This is a genomic window from Nocardioides sp. (assembly GCF_035481145.1).
GTDB lineage: Bacteria > Actinomycetota > Actinomycetes > Propionibacteriales > Nocardioidaceae > Nocardioides.
This window is the reverse complement of record NZ_DATIHB010000079.1, coordinates 1-23,299: the sequence shown is the minus strand read 5'-3', so window position 1 is coordinate 23,299 and position 23,299 is coordinate 1. Positions and strand designations below refer to the sequence as shown.

Genomic DNA, 23,299 nt, shown 5'->3' with positions numbered 1-23,299 from the left:
CAACTGGTCTTGACTGGCCGATTTCCCGGCCGGATTCCTGCCACTCCCGACCAGTTGCGAGGTCAGAGCGTGCCGGACCAGACCATCCGTACGTCGGGCGTGCGCTCGTCGTTCTCGGAGCCGTCGGTGTGCTCCTCCTCGACGAACCCGTGGGTCGCGTAGAAGGCCCGGGCGGGCGCGTTCGAGGTGAAGACCCAGAGGCCGAAGCCGTCCGGCCGCAGTACCTTGACCAGGTCGAGCAGTGCGGCGCCGACACCGGCGCGCTGCGCCCCGGGCGCGACGTACAGGTCGTCGAGCCAGGTGGCGGTGAACCGGGCGTAGCCGACCACCACTCCCCCGACCTCGGCGACCCAGGTCTCGTCGATGGAGCCGTCCTCGAGCCGGGCGGCGAGGAACGCAGCGACCTCACGCGGGGCATGGATCGACGCCGGCATCGGTGCCGCCGCCCGCGCCGTCAGGAAGACGTCGACCAGGTCAGGGACGTCCTCGACCTCCGCCGGCCGGAGGACGAGGGCCTCGTCGTCCACGCCGCTCAGTGGGCGTCGCGGATGACGTCGAGCGCGTGGGCGAGGTCGGCGGGGTACGGCGACTCGAACTCGACCCAGTCGCCCGTCTCAGGGTGGGTGATGCCGAGCTTGACCGCGTGCAGCCACTGCCGGTCGAGCTTGACCCGCTTGGCCAGGATCGGGTCGCAGCCGTAGAGCGGGTCACCGACGCACGGGTGCTTCGTGGCGCTCATGTGCACGCGGATCTGGTGCGTGCGGCCGGTCTCCAGGTGGATCTCGAGCAGGCTGGCGAAGCGGTGCGCCTCGAGGGTCGAGTAGTGCGTGACCGAGGGACGGCCGTCGTTCATGACCGCGAACTTCCAGTCGTGCTTGGGGTGCCGCCCGATGGGGGCGTCGATCGTGCCCTGGCTCGGATCCGGGTGGCCCTGCACCAACGCGTGGTAGGTCTTCTCCGGCGTGCGGTCGCGGAACGCCTGCTTGAGCACGGAGTACGCGTGCTCCGACTTGGCGATGACCATGACCCCGGAGGTGCCGACGTCGAGCCGCTGGACGATGCCCTCGCGCTCCTTCGCCCCGCTCGTGGAGATGCGGACGCCGGCGGCGGCGAGGTGACCGACGATCGTCGGGCCGGTCCAGCCGACGGTCGGGTGGACCACGACACCGACGGGCTTGTCGACGACGACGATCGCGTCGTCCTCGTGGAGGATCCGGATGCCGTCGTGGAGCTCCGGCTTCACCTCGAGCGGATCGGCCATCCGCGGGATCGTCACGTCGAGCATGCCGCCCTCGTGGACCCGGTCGGACTTGCCGACCGTGACGCCGTCGAGGCGGACGTGGCCCTCGGCAGCGAGGTCGGCGGCCTTGGTGCGCGACAGGCCGAACATGCGGGCGATCGCGGCGTCGACACGCTCACCGGCGAGCCCTTCGGGGATGAGGACGGTGCGCTGGTCCACGCCGTCACTTCCCGTCGCGCGTGCCGTCGAGGCGCACGCCGCGGAAGGCCTGGACGAGGATCAGCACGGCAGCCACGTTGATGCACATGTCGGCGACGTTGAAGATCGGCCAGTTGGGCAGCTGGATGAAGTCGACCACGTGTCCCTCGAAGGGACCGGGTGCACGGAAGAGGCGGTCGGTCAGGTTGCCGAGCACGCCGGCCAGGAGAAGACCGAGGGCGAGCGCCCAGAGCCGGTCCGCCACGCGGATCGAGAGCCAGACCACCACGCCCACCGCGAGGATCGCGACGCACGACAGGACCGCGGTGTACGACGTGCCCGCGCCGAAGGCCGCGCCCGGGTTGAAGGTGAGCCGGAAGCCCAGGAGGTCGCCGACCACGTCGACACGGCGACCGTCGCCAAGCCGCTCGAGCGCAACCGTCTTGGTGGCCAGGTCGACCAGGTAGAGGACGACGGCCGTGGCGCCGAAGAGCGCCCGCGCGGTGCGCCGGGAGCGGGGATTGACGGTGGGCTCAGACTCGGCGTGCGCTGCTTGCATGATGGGGCGAGTTTCCCACACCGCACCCGAGAGCGAGCATCAGCGGCGCTCTTCGCGCTTCTTGCACTCCATGCAGAGCGTCGCGCGCGGGAACGCCATGACCCGCATCTTGCCGATCGGCTCCCCGCAGGACTCGCACACGCCGTACGTGCCGTCGTCGATGCGGGCCAGGGCGCGCTCCGTCTGGGCGAGCATCTCGCGCGAGTTGTTGACGACGGTGAGCTCGTGGTCGCGCTCGAAGCTGGTGGCACCCATGTCGGCCTGGTCGTGGCCAGCGCCGTCGCCCGCGTCGCGGAGGAGGCCCTGGAGCTCCTCCTCCTGCTCGTGGAGCTCCTGGCGCAGCCGCTCGGCGTGGCTCTTGAGCTCCTTGACGACCTCGTTGAGCTCGGCCTTGGTCCAGGCCTCCTCGCCCTCCTTGACCGCGAGGTTCTCCGGCTTGACCGGCCCACGCTTCTTCGGGGCCGCCTTCTTCGCCGGGGCGGCAGCCTTCGTCGCAGCCGACGCCTTCTTCGCGGGGGCAGCCTTCTTCGCAGGAGCAGCCTTCTTGGCCGCGGCCTTCTTGGCGGGCGCCTTCTTCGCCGGAGTGGCCTCGTCGGCCTCCTCCTCGCGCGGCTTGCGTGCGATCGCCTTGCGGGCGGCGGATGCGGCGTTGACGGCGGTGCCGGCGAGGATCTTCGGCGTACTGCGGGGCATGGGGACCTGGCCTCCTGGACCGGCACGGAGAGGTGACCTGCGCCACCTCGGTGGCCGGAAGGCTAGCCTCTCGCGAGCACCGGCTCAAACCACCACTCGGCGTGGCCCGGAAATGTGCACATACAAAAGTCGGCCGGATCCCAGCAGGATCCGGCCGACCTCGATGAAACGTGTCGGGAGCCTCAGCCCTCGTCCTCGCCCAGGATCGAGCGGAGGCGCTTCGGGCCCTGGCCCGCAGTCTCGTCGGGAGCAACCTCAGGGGTGCTCTCGAGAGCCTCGAGCTGCTGGCTGAAGTAGCTCTTGAGGCGCGAGCGGTACTCCCGCTCGAAGGAGCGGAGACGCTCCACCTCGGTGCTGAGCTTCGCCTGCTCCTTCTCGAGGTCACCGAAGAGCTGCTTGCGCTTCTCGGCGGTCTCGGAGTCGAGCATCTGCGAGCGGGTCCGGGCGTCGGACTCCATCTTGTCAGCCTTGACCTTGGCCTCGGACTCGAGGCGCTCGGCCTTGGTGCGCGCCTCGCCCACGATCTTGTCGGCGTCGTTCTTGGCTTCCTCGACGAGCTCGTCCGCGTTGCGCGTGGCGATCTCGAGCAGGCGGGCCGCGGCACTGGACGCGTCGGCGACCGTGACGACGCGGATCTCCTCCGACGGCGCGGCTGCGGCCGGGGCGGGAGCCGCGACGGGAGCGACCGGAGCGACGGGCTCGGGAGCCTTCACCGGCTCGGGAGCCTTGACCGGCTCGGCCGGGATCGGCTGGCCGGACTGCGCGGCAGCGAGCTTCGCGCGCAGGTCGTCGTTCTCCTTGGTGAGACGAGCGAGCTCGGCCTCCACCTCGTCGAGGAACTGGTCGACCTCACCCATGTCGTAGCCCTCACGGAGCCGGACCGGAGTAAAGCGCTTGTTGCTCACGTCCTCAGGCGTCAGCGGCATGCCCTCACCCATTCATATATGTCGAAGCGGAAAAGAAACTGTCAGAACCATAGCGCCTGCGACCGAGACGGGAAGTCACGGTCACAGGCGTGGAGAGCAGATCAGCTCTGGTTGAAGAAGCCGCCCTCGGCGATGCGCGCCTTGTCCTCCGCGGCAACGGTGACGTTGGGCGGGGAGAGAAGAAACACCTTGTTGGTGATCCGCTCGATGTTGCCGCGCGTCGCGAAGACCAGGCCGGCGGAGAAGTCGACCAGACGCTTGGCGTCGGCGTCGTCCATCTCCGAGAGGTTCATGATCACGGGAACGCCGTCACGGAAGTTCTCCCCGATCGTGCGGGCCTCGTTGTAGGTGCGCGGGTGCAGCGTCGTGATGCGCGACAGCTCTGCCACGGTCGGCTGGGGCGCGGGGGCCGGACGACGACGCTCGGCGATGTCGGCGACCGGCGCAGGGCGCGGGGCGGCCTGACGAGGCGCGGGCTGGGCCGCGCGCTGCGCCGGGGGCGCCTCGTCGTAGTCGTCGTACTCGTCGGCGTACCGGCCTGTGTCCTCGACCAGGCCGAGGTACTCACCGATCTTGCGCATGGTGCTCATGCGTCGTCCTCCGATACTCCTGCGCCGCCATCTGGCGCGTTGTTTGTGACATTACTTGACGTTGACTCGGGAACCGAGGATCGCCGATCCGACGCGCACGTGTGTCGCGCCGGCTGCGACGGCCTCCTCGAGATCGCCACTCATCCCCGCGGACAGGACAGTGGCCTCGGGGTGGTCCTCGAGGAAGGTGGTGCGAATCGCAGCGAGCCTGCCGAACGCCGTGGCGGGGTCCTCCCCGAGGGGAGCCACCGCCATCAGGCCGCGCAGCGTGAGGTGCTCCGCGGCAGCGACCGCAGCAGCAAGCGACGCGAGGTCCGACGGGTCGCAGCCCGCGCGGCCGTCGGCGTCGGGCCCGTCGAGACTGACCTGGAGGAGCACGTCGACCTGACGATCCGCTGCTCCCCTGTCGAGCGGGCCGACGAGCTTGAGCCGGTCGACGGACTCGACCACGTCGGCGTACGCCGCGACGGCGGCCGCCTTGTTGGACTGCAGGCCGCCGATGTAGTGCCAGCGGAGCGGGAGGTCCGCTGATGCAGCGGCCTTCTCCTCGGCCTCCTGGTGACGGTTCTCACCGACGTCGGTCACGCCCAGACCGGCGAGCAGCCGGACGTCGGAGGCGGGGAAGAACTTCGTGACGACGACCAGGGAGACCTCACCGTCGGGGCGTCCGGCCGCAGCGGTCGCCGCAGCGATCCGGGCACGCACGCCGGCGAGGTTGGCGGCCAGCTCCTCACGGCGGGCGGTCACGGGTGCACCCGGACCAGTCCGGCGAGGCGGCCAGCCGCGGCGCCGTCACGACGGTGGGAGTAGAGGGTCTCGGACTCGACCGTGCACGGGCCGAGGAGCTCGACGGCAACTCCCGCGCGCGCCAGCTGGGTGCGCACGCCGGCGCCGAGGTCCAGCGCGGGCGTGCCCCAACTGGTCGTGGAGCGCGTGGACGGCTCGACCGAGGCCACCTCGTCCTGCATGGCCTGCGGCACCTCGTAACACGAGCCGCAGACGTGTGGGCCCACCCAGGCGGTGACGTCCCGTGCTCCGAGCTCACGCATGCGGGCGACGGTGGCCCCGACGACATCCTTCTCGACGCCGAGCCGGCCGGCGTGTGCAGCGCCCACGATCCCCGCGGCCGGGTCGGCCAGCAGGACGGGGACACAGTCGGCGACCCGGACGGCGAGGACGACGTCCGTGCGGTCGGTGACGATCGCGTCGCAGACCGGCGCCTCCGCAAGGTCGGGATCGGCGAGCGCCACGACGTCGCCGTGGACCTGCTGCATATCGCAGAGGGACGCGCCGTCCGGGGCGAACGCATCGAGGACCAGGCGCCAGTTGTCGGCGAGGGCTGCCGGGTCGTCACCGCCGGTGCGCGCGAGGTTGAGCTCGTCGTACGGCGATGTGCTGACCCCGCCGAGCCGGTCCGTGAAGGCCAGCTCGACGGGGTCGGCGGTCAGGCGATGAGCGAACAAGTGCAGGTCACTTGAGGAAGTCCGGGACGTCCAGGTCGTCGTCGTCGAACTGCACGGCCGGGCGGGACGGCTGCACCGGCTGCTGCTGGGTGTGCTGCGGCTGCTGCTGCACCGGGGCCGGCTGCTGCGGAGCCGCCTGCGGGGCGGGAGCGGCCGGGCGGGACTGCTGCGCGACCTGGCCGACGTTGTTGGTCGGAGCCTGACCGGGGGCCTGGCGACCCGCGGGAGCGGGCTCGCGGCGCAGGACCGTGCCCTCGTCGCGCTTCTTCGGCTGGCCACCGTCGAAGCCTGCAGCGATGACGGTCACGCGGACCTCGTCGCCGAGGGCGTCGTCGATGATCGTGCCGAAGATGATGTTGGCGTCGGGGTGGACAGCCTGGGCGACCATCGCGGCTGCCTCGTTGATCTCGAAGATGCCGAGGTCGGAGCCGCCGGCGATCGAGAGCAGCACGCCGTGCGCACCCTCGATGCTCGCCTCGAGCAGCGGGGAGGAGACGGCCATCTCGGCGGCGGCCAGCGCGCGGTCGTCGCCACGCGCCGAGCCGATGCCCATGAGCGCGGAGCCGGCGTTGGACATGACCGCCTTGACGTCGGCGAAGTCGACGTTGATCAGTCCGGGGGTCGTGATCAGGTCGGTGATGCCGGAGACACCCTGGAGCAGGACCTGGTCGGCCTGCTTGAAGGCGTCGAGCATGGAGACGTTGCGGTCGCTGATCGACAGCAGCCGGTCGTTGGGGATCACGATGAGGGTGTCGACCTCTTCGCGGAGGCGCGCGATGCCGTCCTCGGCGGAGTTGGCGCGGCGGCGGCCCTCGAAGGCGAACGGGCGCGTGACGACACCGATGGTCAGCGCGCCGAGCGAGCGGGCGATGCGCGCGACGACCGGCGCACCACCGGTGCCGGTGCCGCCGCCCTCGCCTGCGGTCACGAAGACCATGTCGGCGCCCTTGAGCACCTCTTCGATCTCGTCGCCGTGGTCCTCGGCGGCCTTCTCGCCGACGTCGGGGTTGGCGCCCGCGCCGAGGCCACGGGTGAGCTCGCGACCGATGTCGAGCTTCACGTCGGCGTCCGACATGAGCAGCGCCTGGGCGTCGGTGTTGATGGCGATGAACTCGACACCCTTGAGGCCGAAGTCGATCATCCGGTTGACGGCGTTGACGCCACCTCCACCAATGCCGACGACCTTGATGATGGCCAGGTAGTTCTGTGCTGCTGCCATGGCGGCTGTGCCTCTCCCGATGGACGTCTGTGTTGGCATTTCTTGGGGAAGTGCGCCGCTGACGAAACCCTAACCCTCAACTAGAGCGTTATAGTTATGTCAACCTCGCGTTGAGGAAGAACATACGGACCGCGAGGCCGAAGTAAAGGCCCGACACGCCACCGCTCGTGGATTGGCCGAGATTGTCGGGCCGCGTCGCGCGTTCAGCCGGTGGTGGTCGGCTGCCCCGGCACACTGACGTCGTACGCGCGGGCGTCGCGGACGGCCTTCAGCAGCGAGGCGAGCACCCGCGCCTTCTCGGCCGCCTGGTCCGCACTCCCCCACACGACGATGCGACCGTCACGGAGCTCGAGCGAGATCGCGTCGCGGGTGTGCACGTCGGCGAACGCGACCCGCTTCGCCACGTTCTCGGGGAGGATGCCGACGACGCGCGCCGCCTCCACACGCGCATCCGCCGGCGCGTCCGCAGCCATCCGGATGAGTGGCAGCGCCCTGGGGCGTGCCTTGAAGGCACGGAAGACGATGCCGTCCGCGTCGAGGCCGTGCAGGCTCTTGCCGTCCTCGACGACCGCCACCGCCGTGCGTTCGGTGACCTCGATCCGCACCTCGTGCGGCCACGCCCGCGAGACCTGGACCTCGGCGACCGCGGGGAGGCGCTCGACCCGGCTGCGCACGGCGTCGAGGTCGGCCCGCGCCAGCGGCCCGCCCTGGGGCACCGCGGCAGCACGGCGTACCTCGGCGGGACGGAGGAAGGTCGTGCCCGTCACCTCCACCCCGCGTACGTCGAGCACCGGCGAAGCGAGCACGACCCAGCCCGCGACCGCCATCACGGCCGCCACGAGGCCGAGCACGACGAGCCCTCGCCAGGTCGTCCAGCGGCGCGCCCACTGGCGTCGCGCGAACCGCCGCCGCGAGGCCTCGAGGTCAGGCACCGCCATGCTCCAGCAGGTCGAGGACCATCGGACCGACCGTGGTGATCGTGCCGGCGCCGAGGGTCAGCACCATGTCGCCGGGCTGTGCGCGACGGGCGAGCTCGGCTGCGACGGCGGAGAGCTCGGGGACGAAGGCGACGGACTCATCGGGAAGCGGGATCGCGTCGGCCACGAGCGCTCCGGTGACCGCAGGGTCGGCGTCCTCGCGGGCCAGGTAGACGTCGGCGACGACGACCTCGTCGGCAGCACCGAGCTCGATGCCCATCTGCTCGCCGAAGATCCGGGTGCGCGAGACGAGGTGCGGCTGGAAGGCGACGACCAGGCGCCCCTCCCCCGCAACCGACCGCGCCGCCTGCAGGTCTCCACGGATCTCGCTCGGGTGGTGCGCGTAAGAGTCATAGACGCGGACTCCGGCGGCCTCGCCCTTCAGCTCCATGCGACGCCGCGTACCCGTGAAGCCCTCGAGCCCGGCCTGCAGAGCGTCGAAGTCGAGGCCCAGATCGAGGCCGATCGCGATCGCCGCAAGGCTGTTGAGGACGTAGTGCTCGCCGGGGATCTGGAGCGTCACCTCCCCCAGGCTCTCGGCAGGCGCGGCCGAGCGGCGTACGACGAAGGTGGTGCGGGTGCCGGCAGCCCGGAGGTCCTCGGCGACGAGGTCGGCGTCCGTCCCGGCGAGCCCGTAGGTGACGACGCGCAGCCCCTTCGCCCGCGCCTGGTCCGCGAGCCGCAGGGTGGCCTCGCTGCCAGCCCAGGTGATCAGCAGGCCGCCGGGCTCGATCCGGTCGAGGAAGTCGGTGAATGCCGCTTGGTACGCCTCCTCGGTGCCCCACTGGTCGAGGTGGTCGGCGTCGACGTTGGTGACGACCGCGATCGACGGCGTGTAGACGAGGAAGGCACCGTCGCTCTCGTCGGACTCCGCGACGAAGAGGTCGCCCGATCCGTCGGCGGCGTTGACACCGGTCGAGGTCAGGTCGCCCCCGATGGCGTACGTCGGGTCGGCACCCGCCGCCTGCAGGGCGACGGTGACGAGCGAGGTCGTCGTGGTCTTGCCGTGCGTGCCCGCGATCGCGACGGTGCGCTTGCCGGCCATGACCGCGTAGAGCCCGGCCGAGCGCGGCAGGATCCGCAGGCCCTGCTCGACGGCAGCGACGTACTCGGGGTTGTCCTCGCGGATCGCGGTGGAGACGACGAGGGTGTCGACGTCGTGCACGTGCGCGGCATCGTGGCCGACGTGCACGCGGGCGCCGAGGTCGCGCAGGGCGTCGAGCGCGGGGCTGTCGTTGCCGTCGGAGCCGGAGACGGTGATGCCGCGGGCCAGCATGATCCGCGCGATCGCGGAGAGGCCGGCGCCGCCGATGCCGATGAAATGCACCCGGCCCAGCTCCTCGGCCGGCAGCAGCACCTCGGGAACGGGGATCCTCATCGTGCGGCCTCCAGGATCAGGGCCGCGAGCTTGTCGTCGGCGTCGAGCGGGATGACGTCGGCGGCCGCCGCGCCCATCGCGGCGAGGCGCGCCGGGTCGGTCAGCAACGGGACCAGGTTGGCCTCGATCCAGGCCGGAGTGAGCTCCGCGTCGTCGACGAGCAGGCCACCACCCGCCGCGACGACAGGAGCGGCGTTGAGCGCCTGCTCGCCGTTGCCGATCGGCAGCGGGACGTAGACCGCGGGCAGGCCCACACCGGAGGTCTCGGTCACGGTGTTGGAGCCGCAGCGGCAGAGCACGGCGTCGGCGGCAGCGAGGGCGAGGTCCATGCGATCGACGTAGTTGACGACCTCGTAGGGAGCACCCGCCGGCTCCACGGAGAGGGAGTTCTTCGGGCCGATCACGTGCAGCACCTGCACGCCCGCTCCCCCGAGCGCCCCTGACGCTCCACTCACGGCGGCGTTGATCCGCTGGGCGCCCTGCGAGCCACCGGTCACCAGTAGGGTCGGACGCTCCGCGTCCAGCCCGAACGCCGCGCGGCCCTCCGCGCGGAGGGCGGCACGGTCGAGCGTGGAGATCATCCGGCGGATCGGCAGGCCGGTGTAGAGCGCGGGCTGGCGACCCTTGGCCTGAAGCGGCGTGTCGGGGAACGAGACCGCGACGTACGGCGTGAGGCGGGCACCGAGGCGGTTCGCGATGCCGGGCAGCGCGTTGCCCTCGTGGACGACGATCGGGATGCGGCGCGCCCGTGCGGCGAGGTACGCCGGGACGGAGACGTAGCCGCCGAAGCCGACGACCACGTCGGGCTGCACGCGGTCGATGATCTCGAGCGCGGCGCGGCGCTGGGCCCGCATCTTGCCCGGGAACTGGAGCATCGCCTTGCCGGGCTTGCGTGGCAGCGGCATCCGGGGCACGAACTCGAGCGGGAGACCGGCCTCGGGGACCAGGCGCGCCTCGAGCCCCTCGCGGGTGCCGAGGCAGGTGATCTCGACCGTCGGGTCCTCGCGCAGCAGCGCCGCCGCGGTGGCGAGCAGGGGTGAGGTGTGGCCGGCGGTGCCACCACCGGCGAGAAGGACACGCATCAGAGACCTCGGGACTGCTTCACGGGACGGGCGGGGCGGGTGCGCTTGCGCGCCGCGAGGGCGGCGGCCGCCCCGGGCTCACGACGGGCGAAGCCGATCAGGATGCCGAGCGCGATCAGCGACGGCAGCAGCGCGGAGCCACCGTAGGAGACCAACGGCAACGGGATGCCGATGACCGGGAGGACGGAGAGGACCATGCCGACGTTGACGATCATCTGACCGAGCAGCCAGACCATGATGCCGAAGGACACGTAGCGGACGAACGGGTCGCGGGTCTGCGTCGCGATCCGGACCGCGGACCACGCGATGGCCAGGAAGAGTCCGACGACGAAGAGCGTGCCGACCAGGCCCAGCTCCTCGCCGAGCACCGCGAAGATGTAGTCGGTGTGGGACTCCGGGAGCGTGCCCCACTTCTGCTGGGAGGCACCGATGCCCTTGCCGAAGATCCCACCGGACGAGAGGGCGAGGAGGCCGTGGGCGGCCTGCCATCCCGAGTCGTGGTAGTCCTTGAACGGGTCGGTGAAGCTGAGCAGTCGCTGCCGTCGTTCGGTGCTGGTCGTGGCGAGCCAGAAGGCCCCGACGCCGATCACGGTGGCCGCGAGGGTGAAGAAGCGCGCGGGCGCACCGACGACCCACAACAGGCTGAGGGTGATCGCGAAGAGCACCAGCGCCGTGCCGAGGTCGCGCTGGAGCAGGATCAGCGCGGTGACCGCCAGGACGCCGGGCACCACCGGCATCAGGACGTGCTGCAGCTCACCGAGGCGGCGCTGCTTGTTGGCGTAGACGTGACCGGCCCAGAGGATGACCGCGAGCTTGGCGAACTCCGACGGCTGGATCACGAACTGACCGACACCGAGCCAGTTGGTCTGGTGGTTGCGGGTGACGCCGAGCGGGGTGAGCGTGAGCGCCAGCAGGACCATCGAGCCGACCAGGCCGAGCGTCGAGAGGTTGCGCAGCGTCCGCTGCGGGAGCCGCGAGCCCACCCAGGCGAGCGGGAGGCCGATGCAGACCCAGACCAGCTGGCGCTGGACCACCGCGTAGGAGTTGCGGGAGTCCTCGTAGGAGGTGACGCTCGACGCGCTCAGCACCATGATCAGGCCGATGGTGAGCAGCAGGGCCGTGCACCCGAGCAGCAGGTAGTACGGCGTCAGCGGGCGCGCGAGCGCCTCCTTGAGCGCAGCGATCCCACCCACCTGCTCGTGGGTCTCCTCAGGCGCGCCGATCTGGGTGCTGGTGCTCATCGCTGCCCATCCTCCCCCGCGGCCTCGGCGTGTCCGCGGAGGGCGGTCACGCGTGTCGCGCGTTGCGGAGGCCGTCGCGCACGTCGGCAGCCGTGGCACCCGACGCGAGCGCCAGGGCGGCGGCGACCAGCGCGCGGGTGACGGTGGGCTTGTCGTCGGCGCCGAGGTCCTCGAGGGAGGTCAGCTCGGCGGCCGAGGTCGAGCGCTGAGGCAGGAAGGCGCGCTCGACGAGCAGGTCCTCGACCACACCGAGCATCCCGACGCCCGGCATCCCGAGCGTGATGCCGATGGCGCGGGCACCCTCGACCACGTCGGCCTCCTCGACGAGCGTGCGCGTCGCCTCGTCGGCCGCGACGTAGACGCACGCGTCCTGCACGTGCTCGTACGCCGCGGCGCGGGCCAGCGGGTCACCCTCGGGGCCCGGGGCGGTGTCCAGGACGGCGGCGGCGAGTGCGCTCATGGACGCGACGTCGACGAGCTGGAGGTCGTCGAGCGCGATGACGAGCGCGTCGTACGGCTCGGGGTCCATGACCGCCTCGACGAGCGGGAGACCCGTCGCGCCGGCGACAGCGGGTCGCTGCCCGGCGGCCAGCAGGATCTGCTCGACGAGCAAGGCGACCTCGGTGTGGCCGGTGCTGCCGGCCACGACGAGCCAGGGCGCCGGGCGGTGGCCGGTGCTGGTGTCGCGCAGGCGCCAGGCGAGCTCGACCTCACCCAGCACCGGGACGCCGCGTTCACGAGCCTGGGTGACCAGCGGGGTGTCGAGGCACTCGGGCGAGGAGACCACGAAGTCGAGGCCTTCGGGGAGCGTGTCGAGCGCGGTCTCGTCGAGCACGATCGTCGCGCCGAGGACGCTGAGCAGCTCGGCCTTCTCGGCACGGTCGGCCTCGAGGGGGTCGTCGTCGTCGAGCGGTACGGCGTACGCCGTCACCGTCGCGCCGAGGTGGAGCAGGTTGTCGGTTGCGGCGAAGCCGGCGCGGCCGAAGCCGGCGACGGCGACCCGCACGCCCGACCAGTCGCGGCCGTCAGACACCGGCACTCGAGACCCACTCCGCGTAGAAGACCCCGACGCCGAGCGCGACGAGGAAGCCGGTGACGATCCAGAACCGGATCACGACCGTGACCTGCTCCCACCCGAGCATCTCGAAGTGGTGGTGGATCGGTGCCATCCGGAAGATCCGCTTGCCCTTGGTCGCCTTGAAGTAGGAGACCTGCATCATCACCGAGAGCGTCTCCATGACGAAGAGGCCACCGAGCACGAGGAGCAGGAACTCCGTGCGGGTCAGGATCGCGAGCCCGGCCAGGCCACCGCCCAGGGCGAGGGAGCCGGTGTCGCCCATGAAGATCTGGGCAGGTGAGGCGTTCCACCACAGGAAACCGAAGCAGGCGCCGGTGATCGCAGCGGCGATGACGGCCAGGTCCAGCGGGTCGCGCACCTCGTAGCACCCGGCCTCGGGCCGCGGCACCTGGAAGCAGGTCTGGTTGGACTGCCAGATGTTGATGATCGTGTAGGCACCGAAGACCATGACGGATGCACCCGCAGCGAGTCCGTCGAGGCCGTCGGTGAGGTTCACCGCGTTGCTGGTGCCGGTGATGATCACCCAGAAGAGCAGCATCACGAGCACTGCCGGGAGCGTCCACGCCTGCCAGTCGCGCAGCACCGAGAGGTGCATGCTCGCCGGCCGGATGCCGTGGGAGTTCTCCAGCCACGGCGAGATCGCCACGCCCGCGAAGACGAGCGCGATGAACGTCTGGCCGATCATCTTGGCGCGGCTGCGCAGGCCCAGGTTGCGCTGCCGGTAGATCTTGATGAAGTCGTCGAGGAAGCCGACGAGACCGCAGCCGGCGAAGAGGAAGAGCAGCAAGAGCGCGGAGGCCGTCGGCATCTCGCCGGTGATCAGCTTGGCCAGCCCGTAGGCGACCAGCGTCGACAGGATGATGACGATGCCGCCCATGGTCGGCGTGCCACGCTTGGTCTTGTGGCTGTCCGGCCCGTCCTCGCGGATCTCCTGGCCGTAGCCCTTGGCCTTCAGGACACGGATCGCGTAGCGCGTGCCGATCAGCGAGAGGATCAGCGAAAGGCCGCCACCCAGCAGGATCGCCCTCATCGACTCGTCTCCTCGTCCAGCAGCCCTTCGGCCACCACTTCCAGCGCGGCACCGCGCGAAGCCTTCACCAGCACGACGTCACCAGCAGTGACGTTCTCGCGCAACCATGCCAGAGCCGCGGCCCGGTCGGGAGCCGGGATCGCCGTGCCGGACCACTCTGAGATCTTGCTCGCACCGGTCAGCATCGGCGCCGCGGCCTCGCCCACGACCAGCAGTACGTCGATCCCCACCGTCGCCGCGTGGGCTCCGACCTCGGCGTGGATCCGCTCCGCGTCGTCGCCCAGCTCGCGCATCTCCGCGAGGACCGCGACCGTGCGGCGACCGCTGCGCCCGCCGATCCCGGCGAGGGTGTCGAGTGCAGCACGCATCGCGTCGGGGCTGGCGTTGTAGGCGTCGTTGACGACCGTCACGCCGTCGGCGCGGTCGTGGACCTCCATGCGCCAGCGGCTCAGGCTGCGGGCTTCCCCGAGCGCGGCGAAGACGGTCTCCGGGTCGACGCCCGCGGCGAGCGCGAGGGCCGCCGCGGCTGCCGCGTTCAGCACCTGGTGCCGGCCGATCTCGAGCATCTGGACCGTGGCCTTGCCGACCCCAGCGAACGCGAGATCGTCGCGGCCCCGGAAGTGGAACGTCGCGGCGGGCCGGCCGAGGTCGTCGAGCTCGATCGCACCGAAGTGCACGCCGGCGAGCTGGATGCGCTCGTCGGAAGCCGCTCCCCAGGTGAGCACACGGGCGGAGGTGCGTGCGGCCATCGCCGACACCAGCGGGTCATCGGCGTTGAGCACCGCGACGCCCTCGGGCGCGAGCGCCTCGACGATCTCGCCCTTCGCGAGCGCGATCGCCTCCTGGGTGCCGAACTCCCCCAGGTGCGCTGTGCCGACGTTGACGACAGCGGCCACGTCGGGGCGGGCGATGCCGCACAGGTAGGAGATGTGGCCGATGCCGCGGGCCCCCATCTCGACGACGAGGTAGCGGGTGGACGCGGTCGCGCGCAACACCGTCAAGGGGACGCCGAGCTCGTTGTTGAGGTTGCCCGCGGTCGCGACCGTCTCCCCCGCAGAGCCGAGGAGCTGGGCGAGGAAGTCCTTGGTGCCGGTCTTGCCCTGGCTGCCGGTCAGCGCCAGTACGGTCAGGTCCGGAAGCGCATCACGCACGTGTCGCGCGAGGAGCCCGAGTGCCACCGCGGGGTCGTCGACGACGACGGTCGGAACGCCCGTGGGTCGTGAGCCCAGCACGCCGGCGGCGCCGGCAGCGACCGCCCCTTCGGCGTACGCGTGGCCGTCCACACGCTCGCCGGCGATCGCGATGAAGAGACCGCCCCGCTCGACCGCGCGGCTGTCGAGGAAGGCGGGCGCGGTGACGAGCGCGTCGTCGCCGTGGAGCACGCCGCCCACGACAGCCGCGATCTCGGAGAGATGCAGCGGGATCACAGCCGGTCGGCTTCCTCGCGCACCACGACGCGGTCGTCGAACGGATGCACCACGCCCGCTACCTCCTGGCCGGTCTCGTGGCCCTTGCCCGCGATCAGCACGATGTCGCCGGGCCGGGCCTCCGCCAGGGCGAAGCGAATGGCGGCACGGCGGTCGCCGATCTCGGCGACGGAGGCGGAGCCGCCCGTCGTACCCGCGAGCACCGCTGCTCGGATCGCAGCAGGGTCCTCCGAGCGGGGGTTGTCGTCGGTCACCACCACGAGATCGGCCAGGCGCGCGGCGATCTCGCCCATGACCGGGCGCTTGCCCGTGTCGCGGTCGCCGCCGGCCCCGATCACGCAGAGCAGCCGGCCACCGGGAGCCACCAACGGGCGCAGCGTGCGGAGCGCGGCCTCGACCGCGTCGGGCTTGTGCGCGTAGTCGACGACCACGTTGAGGTCGCGACTGGTCTCGACGCGCTCGAGGCGGCCCGGCACTCCGCCGGCTGCCGCCAGTCCGGCGGCCACGGCGGCAAGGTCGTAGCCCGCCTCCACGCAGCCGGCGACCGCCGCGAGCGCATTGGAGACGTTGAAGTCACCGGCGATCGGGACACGCGTGACCGCCGAGCGCCCGTCGGGCGCGACGACGGTGAAGGTGGTGCCGGTCGCATCGGCCGCGACGTCGCGCACCGTCCAGTCCGCCTCACCCAGCGTCGAGAAGGTCACGACCGGCACCCCGTGGGCGTCCGACCCGAGCTGGTCCCGCAGGATCCGGCCGTGCTCGTCGTCGACGTTGACCAGGGCCTTGCGCGCCCGGTCGGGGGTGAAGAGCCGTGCCTTCGCAGCGAAGTAGTCGGCCAGGTCGCTGTGGAAGTCGAGGTGGTCGCGGCCCAGGTTGAGGAAGACCGCGACGTCGAACTGGACGCCGTCGACGCGGCCCAGCACGAGCGCATGGCTGGAGACCTCCATCGCGCACCCGGCGACGCCGCGCTCGCGCATCATCGCGAAGAGACCGTGCAGGTCGGGTGCCTCCGGGGTGGTCAGGGCAGTCTTGATGTCCTCGCCCTTCACGCGCGTGCCGACCGTGCCGATGACGGCCGCGGCGACACCGGCCTGCTCGAGCGCGAGCTCCGCCAGGCGGGTGGTCGTGGTCTTGCCCTGGGTGCCGGTGACGGCGAGCAGGCGCAGGTCACGAGCGGGCTCTCCATAGACCTTCGCCGAGAGCTCGCCGAGCACCGCGCGAGCGTCGTCGACGACGAGCAGCGGCACCCCGCAGCCGGCCGCCAGCGCTGCTCCCTCGGCATCGGTCAGCAGCGCGACAGCACCGGCCGACACCGCGGCGGCGGCGTACGACGCTCCGTGGACGCGCGTGCCCGGAAGGGCCGCGTAGAGGTCTCCGGGCTGGATCCGCTGGGTGCTGAGGGAGATGCCGGTGACGTCGACGTCCGCGCCGGGGGCGCCAGCGGGAAGGCCCAGCCCCAGCCACTCGGCGACCTGCGCCAGCGGTGTGCGACGCGGCTCGCTGGGCCGGCCGGACGGGGTCACTGCAGACTGCGGGTCGCTCACGGCGCGAGGCTACCGGTGCTGCGCCCGCCCCACGTCGTCTCGTACGGCGTGGCGGCCGCATCGGTCGGCGGGACGCCGTAGTGGCGCAGCATGTAGCTCATGATCCGCTTGAACGCCGGCGCCGCGGTCAGGCCACCGGCGCCGCCGCGGACTCCCATCACCGCGACGTAGACCGTGAAGCGCGGGGCCTCGGCCGGCGCGAAGCCGGCGAAGGAGTTGTTGTCGATGCCGGTGAGGTAGCCGCGGCCGTTGGGGTTCGGGATCTGCGCCGTGCCCGTCTTGCCGGCCACGCGGTAGCCGGGAATCCGGGCCGCGGGCGCGGTGCCCTCCTCCGGGTCGAGGACGGTTTCCATCATCCGCGCGACCTTGGTCGCGGTCTCCTCGCTGATCACGCGGGTTGCGGTCGCGTGCGCGGTGCCGACCTCGACGCCGTCCTCGCTGGTCGCGCTGCCGTCGATGAGGCTCGGCGAGACCCGCACTCCGCCGTTGGCGATCGTGTTGATCGCGGCCGCCATCTGCAGCGGCGTGGAGCTGATGCCCTGGCCGAAGGAGATCGTGGCCTGGCTGACCGGCTGCCACGGCGCCGCCGGGACGATGCCCGGGCTCTCGCCCCGCAGGCCGACGTTGGTCCGCGACCCCAGCCCGAACGCCGTCAGGTAGTCGCGCAGCTCAGCGCTCTGCAGCTGCTGGGCAGCGATCGTGGTGCCGATGTTGGAGGACTTCGCCAGCACGCCCGCGAGGGTCATCTTCGCGGTGCCCTGCCGACCGTGGTCACCGATCGAGTGCGACCCGAACTCCAGGGTCTCCGGCACGGTGATCCGGGTGTCGGGCTCCGCCTTGCCGGCGTCGATGACGGCCGACAGGGTCAGTGCCTTCTGGACCGACCCGGGCTCGTAGGGCTCCTGCGCGCCCTTCGACCCGTAGTACTCCTTCGAGGAGGCGAGCGGGTCGTTGGCGTCGAACGTCGGGTAGTCGGCGTACGCGAGGAGATCGCCGGTCTTGCTGTCGAGGACGATGGCGACGCCCGAGCTCGCCTTCCAGTTGCGCACCACCTGGGCCAGCGTGCGCTGGGTGAACCACTGCGCGTCGCGGTCGATCGTGAGCTTGAGCGGGCGGCCGTCACGCGGCTCGGTCACGGTGGCGTCCGACAGCGGGATCTGGCGGCCCTTGACGGCCTGGTAGCGCGCGATCCCGTCGGTGCCGGCGAGCTGCTTGTTGAAGGTGCGCTCCAGGCCGGCGAGCGGGCCGTTCTCGTCGTCCTGGCCGATGAAGCCGATGATGTTGGCGGCGACGTCATCGAGCGGGTAGGACCGGATGGGATCGCGCTCGGTCGTCAGCCCCTTGAAGCCCTCGTCGGCTGCCTGCTCGAGCACCTTGCGGACCTTCGTCGCAGGGATCCGTCGGGCGAGGATCTGGTAGCGGCTGCCCTCGCCCGTCGTCTTGCGGAGCTTCTCGAGTGTCGTGAAGTAGTCGACATCCAGCTTGTCGGCCAGGAAGCGCGCGAGCTGCGCAGCCTTCGGCGAGGTGAGGTAGGGGTCGGCGATGACCATCAGGCCGTCCATCGAGGAGGCCAGCTCGACACCGTCCCGGTCGAGGATGGCACCCCGCGAGGCGGGCAGCACGACCTCCTCCAGGCCCTCCTCGTGGGCCATCTCGGCATACGAGTCCGGGTCGATCGCCTGCAGCTGGACCAGGCGCGCGCCGTAGAACGACAGGACGATCGCGATGACCAGGAAGCCGAACTTCAGCCGGAACGGGCTGCCGGAGCGGGAGTTCACAAGGGTCCTTCGGGGGTCAGTTGGTGCTGCTGGCTCCATGAGAACCCACACGGTCAGCCTTCACGGCGCCCTCGGTCGGCGTGTCGGCAGGCTTCCTCGCCGTGTTCGTCGTCACCGGCGCCTCGACCTTCACCACCGTGCGGTTCGGGACGAGCGACTTGGGCCGCTGCGCGGCCGGCGGGTCGATGAGCAGCTTCGTCGGCGGCTCGTCACAAGCGGCAGTGACCTTGTTCGTCGCGGTGTGGAGGAAGCGCGGGCAGACCGGCATCACCATGCCCAGGCGGTTCGCCGCCTGGCCGATCCGCTGCGGGTCGTTGAGCTCGTCGATCTCCGCCTGGAGCGCCTGCTTCTGGGAGCGCAGCTCGTCGGCACGGGTCTGCAGGTCTGCGGCGGCGAAGGAGTTCTGCTGCATGGTCGTGTTGAAGAGGAGCAGCCCGACGACGCCGGCGAGCAGCAGTGCGCTGACCAGCATCACGAACGGGACCTTCGGCGCCCGGCCACGGGTGGTCGGGACGACGCGGAGGCGGGCCCGCTCGACGGCCTCCTCGGCGATGCGCGCGACGCGGACGCGGGAGAGCTGCGGTGTGCTCATGGCCGGGGGCTCCTTCGGGTGGTGTCGGAATGGGTGCGCTCGACGGCGCGGAGTCGGACACTGGCGGCGCGGGGGTTCTCGGTCAGCTCGGGCTCGACCGCCTTCTCCGCGCCCCGGGTGACCGCCTTGAAGGGCGGCTCCATCCCCTCGGGGATGAACGGCATGTCCGGCGGGACGTCGAGCCGCGTGGCTTCGGCGAAGACCTGCTTGGTGATCCGGTCCTCGAGCGAGTGGTAGGACTCCACGACGACGCGGCCACCGACTCCGACGGCCTGCAGCGACGCGGGCATCGCCCGGCGCAGCACGTCGATCTCGTCGTTGACCTCGATGCGCAGCGCCTGGAACGTGCGCTTCGCCGGGTGACCCCCGGTGCGCCGCGCAGGCGCCGGGATCTCGGCGTACAGCAGCTCGACGAGGCGGCCCGAGCGGGTCCAGGGCTCCACCTCGCGCTCACGGACGATCGCCCTGGCGATCTTCCGGGCGAACTTCTCCTCGCCGTACTGGTGCAGGATCCGGGCGATCTCGCGCTCGTCGTAGGTGTTGAGGACATCGGCGGCGGTCATGCCCGTGCCGTCGTTCATCCGCATGTCGAGCGGCGCATCCTCGGCGTAGGCGAAGCCGCGCTCGCGGACGTCGAGCTGCATCGAGCTGACGCCGAGGTCGAAGAGGACGCCGTCGACGTGGTCGAGGCCCTGGGCGGCGATGACGTCGAGGATCTCGTCGTAGACCGCGTGGACGCCGACGAAGCGGTCACCGAACGGAGCCAGCCGCTCTCCCGCGAGCCGCAGCGCGTTGGGGTCGCGGTCGATGCCGATCACCCGCGTGGCCGGGAGTGCCGCGAGGACGGCCTCGGTGTGGCCACCGAGACCGAGCGTGCAGTCGACCATGACCGAGCCCTCGCGCTGGAGGGCAGGGGCCAGGAGCTCGACGCACCGCTCGCGGAGGACCGGGACGTGGAGGGGACGCATTCGCTCCAACCCGACCTTAGGCCTGCCCGCTTGCGGCGATGAGTACGACGAGCGCCATCGCGCACCCGACCGAGAGGCCGGCTGACAGCACCATCACGACCAGGGCCTCGCGGGCCTGGTCGCGGACCCGCGGTTCGCGGGTGGTGGTGGTGTGCATGGTCTCGACCCTTGCTGTGCGTGATGGGGCTGTGCGTGTGGGAAAGGGATGAGCGGATTCGCAAGGCCAGGTCCCTGCCCACTCCCCGCGATGGGGGGAAGTTCGTGGCCTGGAACCGGGGAAGTTGCCCCAGGGCACGGGCAAGGAGTGGGCACGAGACCTCGTCCTGCGAATCCGCTGTTCTGTTGCTGCTGGTGGTGCGGGGTGGTGGATCAGATGCCGGGGAAGACCTCGTCGGAGAGCTCCGAGAACTTCTGCTCCTGCTCCTCGGAGTACGCCGCCCATGCGGTGGGGTCCCAGATCTCGATCCGGTTCATCGCGCCGATCACCATGACCTCCTTGCCGAGTGAGGCGTACTCCCTCAGCACCGACGGGATGGAGATGCGGCCCTGCTTGTCGGGGATCTCCTGCGACGCCGCGGCGAAGAGCATGCGGACGTAGTCACGAGTTCCCTTGTTGGTGACCGGCGCCTCGCGGAGCCGGTCGGTCATGCCTGCGAAGTCCTGCATCGACCAGACGGTCAGGCATCGCTCCTGGCCACGAGTGACCACGAGCCCTTCCGCCAGCTGATCCCTGAACTTCGCCGGGAGGAAGAGGCGCCCCTTGTCGTCGAGCTTGGGGGTGTAGGTGCCGAAGAACATCCGTTCTCCACCCCTTTCCCCCACTCTTCCTCCACTGCGCTCCACATTACTCCACTTCACTCCACCGTCAACCATCTTCCGCGCGTTTCCCTCCCCTTTTGCGGAGCAGCACTTACCAGTGGTCGGGGGCACCGGTCCGGCCTCACGACCGCTGCCCGCGCGCTAGGTTGTGGAGGTGGCAGTGGGAGCTGGTGACCTCGAGACGGTCACGCGGGTCATGGCGCGGGTGCGCGCCAACGTCGGGCACGTCATCGAGGGCAAGGGCGAGGTCGTCGAGACCGCCCTGACGGTGCTGCTGGCCGAGGGGCACCTGCTGATCGAGGACGTCCCCGGCGTGGGCAAGACGATGCTGGCCAAGGCCCTCGCCCGCTCGGTCGACGGCACGGTCAAGCGGATCCAGTTCACGCCGGACCTGCTGCCCTCGGACGTGACCGGCGTCAGCGTCTTCGACCCCGACACCCGCCGCTTCGACTTCCACCCCGGCGGCGTGTTCGCCAACGTCGTGGTCGGCGACGAGATCAACCGTGCGTCTCCCAAGACCCAGTCCGCGCTCCTCGAGTGCATGGAGGAGCGGCAGGTCACCGTCGACGGCACGACGATGGCGCTGGAGTCGCCCTTCCTGGTCATCGCGACGCAGAACCCGATCGAGATGGAGGGCACCTACGCCCTCCCCGAGGCGCAGCGCGACCGTTTCATGTGCCGCGTCGCGATGGGCTATCCCGTGCCAGCTGCCGAGCTGGCGATGCTCGGCTCGCATGCCGCCGCCAACCCGCTCGACGACCTCGAGCCCGTGACCGACGCCGGCGAGATCAGCAAGCTGATCGGGATCGTCGCCCAGGTGCACGTGTCCGACCCCGTCGGCCGCTACGCCATCGCCGTCTCCACCGCCACGCGCACCTCCTCGGACCTCGTGCTCGGGGCTTCTCCGCGCGCCACGCTCCACCTGGTCCGCGCCGCGAAGGCTCGCGCCGCGCTCGCCGGCCGTGGCTACGTCCTCCCCGACGACATCCACGCCCTCGCCGTGCCGGTCCTCGCACACCGCCTGATGCCGGGCGTCGAGGCCGCCCTCGCTGGCCGCACCCCGCAGGCGGTGCTGACCGACGTGCTGGCCCGGGTCCCCGTGCCCGACCCCGCGTGAGCGGGGCTCCGTCGTGGCCACGTTGACCCACCGCGGTCGCACCGCCGCCGCCGGAGGCCTGACCGCACTCGCCGGCGGACTGCTCCTCGGGCAGCCGGCACTCACCTCCGTCGGCGTGCTGCTCGCCCTGCTTCCCCTGCTCGGCCTCGCGGCCCTGCGTCGTGACCGCCCGGTCACGGTCCAGCGCACGCTCGGACCACGCCGTGTCCCCGCCGGCCAGCCGGCGCGGGTCCAGCTCACCCTCACTGGTGGGGCCGGGACCGGCGCGCTCCTGGTCGAGGACCGTGTGCCCTGGGCACTCGGCGTACGGCCTCGGTTCGTGCTGCCCACCGCACGCCGGACGTGGACGACCCACGTCGACTACACGGTCCGTTCGGACGTGCGAGGGCGGTTCCTGATCGGACCAGCCACGATGCGCACGACCGACCCCTTCGGCATGACCGAGCGCACCGCGACCGTCGCGGAGGTCGACGACCTCGTCGTCACCCCGTTTGTCGTCCCCCTTCCCGCCGTGGGCCGCGCAGGGGCCTGGACCGGCGCCGGCGACAACCGCCCCCGCGCCTTCGCCAACGGCAGCGCCGAGGACGTCACCGTGCGGGAGTACCGCCACGGTGACCCGCTCCGGCGCGTGCACTGGCGCACCAGTGCCCGCACGGGCGAGCTGATGGTCCGCCGCGAGGAACAGCCGTGGCAGTCGCGCGCGACGGTGCTCCTCGACAACCGTGCCTCCGCCCACCGCGGGCACGGCGCGGGCTCGTCGCTCGAGGCGGCCGTGACCGCTGCGGCCTCCGTCGCCGCACACCTCGCCGCACGCGGCTTCGTCGTGCGCCTGGTCACCGCGGACGGCCCTCCCTCCGGCGACGCCTGGCACGATCGCGCCACGCCCGCAGACGGCGACCGGCTCCTCGAGGAGCTCGCCGTCGTCGAGCCCGTACGCCGCACCGGCCTCGCCACGGGCTGGCTCGACGAGACCTCGCGCCACGGGATGCTGGTGGCCGTGCTCGGCGACGTGACCGATGACCGCGCGACCCTGCGCCGGCTGCGCCACCACGCGGACCCGGCGTACGCGCTCGTCCTGGACGTCGCCCAGTGGGCCGGAAGCGGCGTGCGCGATGACGCGGCGGCGATCCTCCGCGGCAGCGGATGGCGCGCCGTACGACTCGCGCCCGACACCGCCCTGCCGACCGCCTGGCGCGAGCTCGGGGCGATGGCGTGACGCGGACGCAGAGCGGGCCCGCGGTGGCACTCGCGGTGTGGGCAGGACTCGCGTCGTGGATCGTGCTCGTCTCCTGGACCCGCCTGATGGACGAGGCCGACGGGATGCCCGCCAGGCTGCTGGTGGCCATCGCCCTCGTGGCGGGTGTCGGCGTGGGCCTGCGC

Annotated in this window: 24 protein-coding genes; 2 read left to right on the top strand and 22 right to left on the bottom strand. The window is 71.4% G+C overall.

Annotation, left to right across the window (positions count from 1 at the left end):
• Positions 1–62: 62 nt before the first annotated feature.
• The 22 genes from VLF38_RS06965 to mraZ form a co-directional block, all read right to left on the bottom strand.
• Positions 63–527 (bottom strand): GNAT family N-acetyltransferase, encoded by a 465-nt coding sequence (locus tag VLF38_RS06965; RefSeq protein ID WP_325270553.1) that lies wholly within the window; start codon positions 525–527, stop codon positions 63–65.
• A 5-nt stretch (positions 528–532) separates the two neighbouring features.
• Positions 533–1,390 carry an RluA family pseudouridine synthase gene (locus VLF38_RS06960; protein ID WP_414689370.1) on the bottom strand — a complete coding sequence of 286 codons (858 nt, stop codon included), beginning with the start codon at positions 1,388–1,390 and terminating at the stop codon, positions 533–535.
• A 73-nt stretch (positions 1,391–1,463) separates the two neighbouring features.
• Positions 1,464–1,997, bottom strand: a complete 534-nt coding sequence (gene lspA, locus VLF38_RS06955) for a signal peptidase II (protein WP_325270551.1) — start codon at positions 1,995–1,997, stop codon at positions 1,464–1,466.
• A gap of 39 nt (positions 1,998–2,036) precedes the next feature.
• Positions 2,037–2,690 carry a TraR/DksA family transcriptional regulator gene (locus tag VLF38_RS06950; protein WP_325270550.1) on the bottom strand — a complete coding sequence of 218 codons (654 nt, stop codon included), beginning with the start codon at positions 2,688–2,690 and terminating at the stop codon, positions 2,037–2,039.
• 182 nt (positions 2,691–2,872) lie between these two features.
• Complete coding sequence (locus VLF38_RS06945) at positions 2,873–3,616, bottom strand: DivIVA domain-containing protein (RefSeq protein ID WP_325270549.1); 744 nt, start codon at positions 3,614–3,616, stop codon at positions 2,873–2,875.
• Between the two features lie 101 nt (positions 3,617–3,717).
• The gene (locus VLF38_RS06940; protein WP_414689369.1) at positions 3,718–4,197 is read right to left on the bottom strand and encodes a cell division protein SepF; all 480 of its coding nucleotides are present in this window, start codon (positions 4,195–4,197) and stop codon (positions 3,718–3,720) included.
• A 60-nt stretch (positions 4,198–4,257) separates the two neighbouring features.
• Entirely contained in the window at positions 4,258–4,953 is a 696-nt protein-coding gene (locus VLF38_RS06935) for a YggS family pyridoxal phosphate-dependent enzyme (RefSeq protein WP_325270547.1), read from the bottom strand.
• Positions 4,950–5,669, bottom strand: a complete 720-nt coding sequence (gene pgeF, locus VLF38_RS06930; RefSeq protein WP_325270546.1) for a peptidoglycan editing factor PgeF — start codon at positions 5,667–5,669, stop codon at positions 4,950–4,952. The genes VLF38_RS06935 and pgeF overlap by 4 nt, the downstream gene beginning before the upstream one ends.
• A 7-nt stretch (positions 5,670–5,676) precedes the next feature.
• Positions 5,677–6,888, bottom strand: a complete 1,212-nt coding sequence (gene ftsZ / locus VLF38_RS06925; protein ID WP_325270545.1) for a cell division protein FtsZ — start codon at positions 6,886–6,888, stop codon at positions 5,677–5,679.
• Positions 6,889–7,091: 203 nt separating this feature from the next.
• The gene (locus tag VLF38_RS06920; protein ID WP_325270544.1) at positions 7,092–7,820 is read right to left on the bottom strand and encodes a cell division protein FtsQ/DivIB; all 729 of its coding nucleotides are present in this window, start codon (positions 7,818–7,820) and stop codon (positions 7,092–7,094) included.
• Complete coding sequence (murC, locus tag VLF38_RS06915) at positions 7,813–9,243, bottom strand: UDP-N-acetylmuramate--L-alanine ligase (RefSeq protein ID WP_325270543.1); 1,431 nt, start codon at positions 9,241–9,243, stop codon at positions 7,813–7,815. The genes VLF38_RS06920 and murC overlap by 8 nt, the downstream gene beginning before the upstream one ends.
• A complete protein-coding gene (locus VLF38_RS06910) occupies positions 9,240–10,325 on the bottom strand; it encodes a UDP-N-acetylglucosamine--N-acetylmuramyl-(pentapeptide) pyrophosphoryl-undecaprenol N-acetylglucosamine transferase (protein ID WP_325270542.1) in 1,086 nt (361 codons plus the stop codon). The genes murC and VLF38_RS06910 overlap by 4 nt, the downstream gene beginning before the upstream one ends.
• Positions 10,325–11,566 (bottom strand): putative lipid II flippase FtsW, encoded by a 1,242-nt coding sequence (gene ftsW / locus VLF38_RS06905; RefSeq protein ID WP_325270541.1) that lies wholly within the window; start codon positions 11,564–11,566, stop codon positions 10,325–10,327. The genes VLF38_RS06910 and ftsW overlap by 1 nt, the downstream gene beginning before the upstream one ends.
• Positions 11,567–11,612: 46 nt before the next feature.
• Complete coding sequence (locus VLF38_RS06900; protein WP_325270540.1) at positions 11,613–12,599, bottom strand: hypothetical protein; 987 nt, start codon at positions 12,597–12,599, stop codon at positions 11,613–11,615.
• Complete coding sequence (gene mraY / locus VLF38_RS06895; RefSeq protein ID WP_325270539.1) at positions 12,592–13,674, bottom strand: phospho-N-acetylmuramoyl-pentapeptide-transferase; 1,083 nt, start codon at positions 13,672–13,674, stop codon at positions 12,592–12,594. The genes VLF38_RS06900 and mraY overlap by 8 nt, the downstream gene beginning before the upstream one ends.
• On the bottom strand, positions 13,671–15,101 hold the full coding sequence (locus VLF38_RS06890) for a UDP-N-acetylmuramoyl-tripeptide--D-alanyl-D-alanine ligase (protein ID WP_325270538.1): 1,431 nt from the start codon (positions 15,099–15,101) through the stop codon (positions 13,671–13,673). Before VLF38_RS06890 ends, mraY begins: the two co-directional genes overlap by 4 nt.
• Entirely contained in the window at positions 15,098–16,561 is a 1,464-nt protein-coding gene (locus tag VLF38_RS06885) for a UDP-N-acetylmuramoyl-L-alanyl-D-glutamate--2,6-diaminopimelate ligase (protein ID WP_325270555.1), read from the bottom strand. Before VLF38_RS06885 ends, VLF38_RS06890 begins: the two co-directional genes overlap by 4 nt.
• Positions 16,562–16,641: 80 nt before the next feature.
• Entirely contained in the window at positions 16,642–18,423 is a 1,782-nt protein-coding gene (locus VLF38_RS06880) for a penicillin-binding protein 2 (protein ID WP_325270537.1), read from the bottom strand.
• A gap of 16 nt (positions 18,424–18,439) precedes the next feature.
• Positions 18,440–19,015, bottom strand: coding sequence for a septum formation initiator family protein (locus VLF38_RS06875; RefSeq protein ID WP_325270536.1), 576 nt, complete (start codon positions 19,013–19,015; stop codon positions 18,440–18,442).
• Positions 19,012–19,983 carry a 16S rRNA (cytosine(1402)-N(4))-methyltransferase RsmH gene (gene rsmH / locus VLF38_RS06870; protein WP_325270535.1) on the bottom strand — a complete coding sequence of 324 codons (972 nt, stop codon included), beginning with the start codon at positions 19,981–19,983 and terminating at the stop codon, positions 19,012–19,014. The genes VLF38_RS06875 and rsmH overlap by 4 nt, the downstream gene beginning before the upstream one ends.
• A 16-nt stretch (positions 19,984–19,999) precedes the next feature.
• Complete coding sequence (locus tag VLF38_RS06865; RefSeq protein ID WP_325270534.1) at positions 20,000–20,140, bottom strand: hypothetical protein; 141 nt, start codon at positions 20,138–20,140, stop codon at positions 20,000–20,002.
• Between the two features lie 212 nt (positions 20,141–20,352).
• Entirely contained in the window at positions 20,353–20,781 is a 429-nt protein-coding gene (gene mraZ / locus VLF38_RS06860) for a division/cell wall cluster transcriptional repressor MraZ (protein ID WP_325270533.1), read from the bottom strand.
• Positions 20,782–20,998: 217 nt separating this feature from the next.
• Between mraZ and VLF38_RS06855 the strand changes: the two genes are divergently transcribed.
• Together VLF38_RS06855 and VLF38_RS06850 are read left to right on the top strand one after the other, a co-directional pair.
• Positions 20,999–21,919 carry an AAA family ATPase gene (locus VLF38_RS06855; RefSeq protein ID WP_325270554.1) on the top strand — a complete coding sequence of 307 codons (921 nt, stop codon included), beginning with the start codon at positions 20,999–21,001 and terminating at the stop codon, positions 21,917–21,919.
• A 13-nt stretch (positions 21,920–21,932) separates the two neighbouring features.
• Positions 21,933–23,135, top strand: coding sequence for a DUF58 domain-containing protein (locus VLF38_RS06850; protein ID WP_325270532.1), 1,203 nt, complete (start codon positions 21,933–21,935; stop codon positions 23,133–23,135).
• Positions 23,136–23,299: the final 164 nt, after the last annotated feature.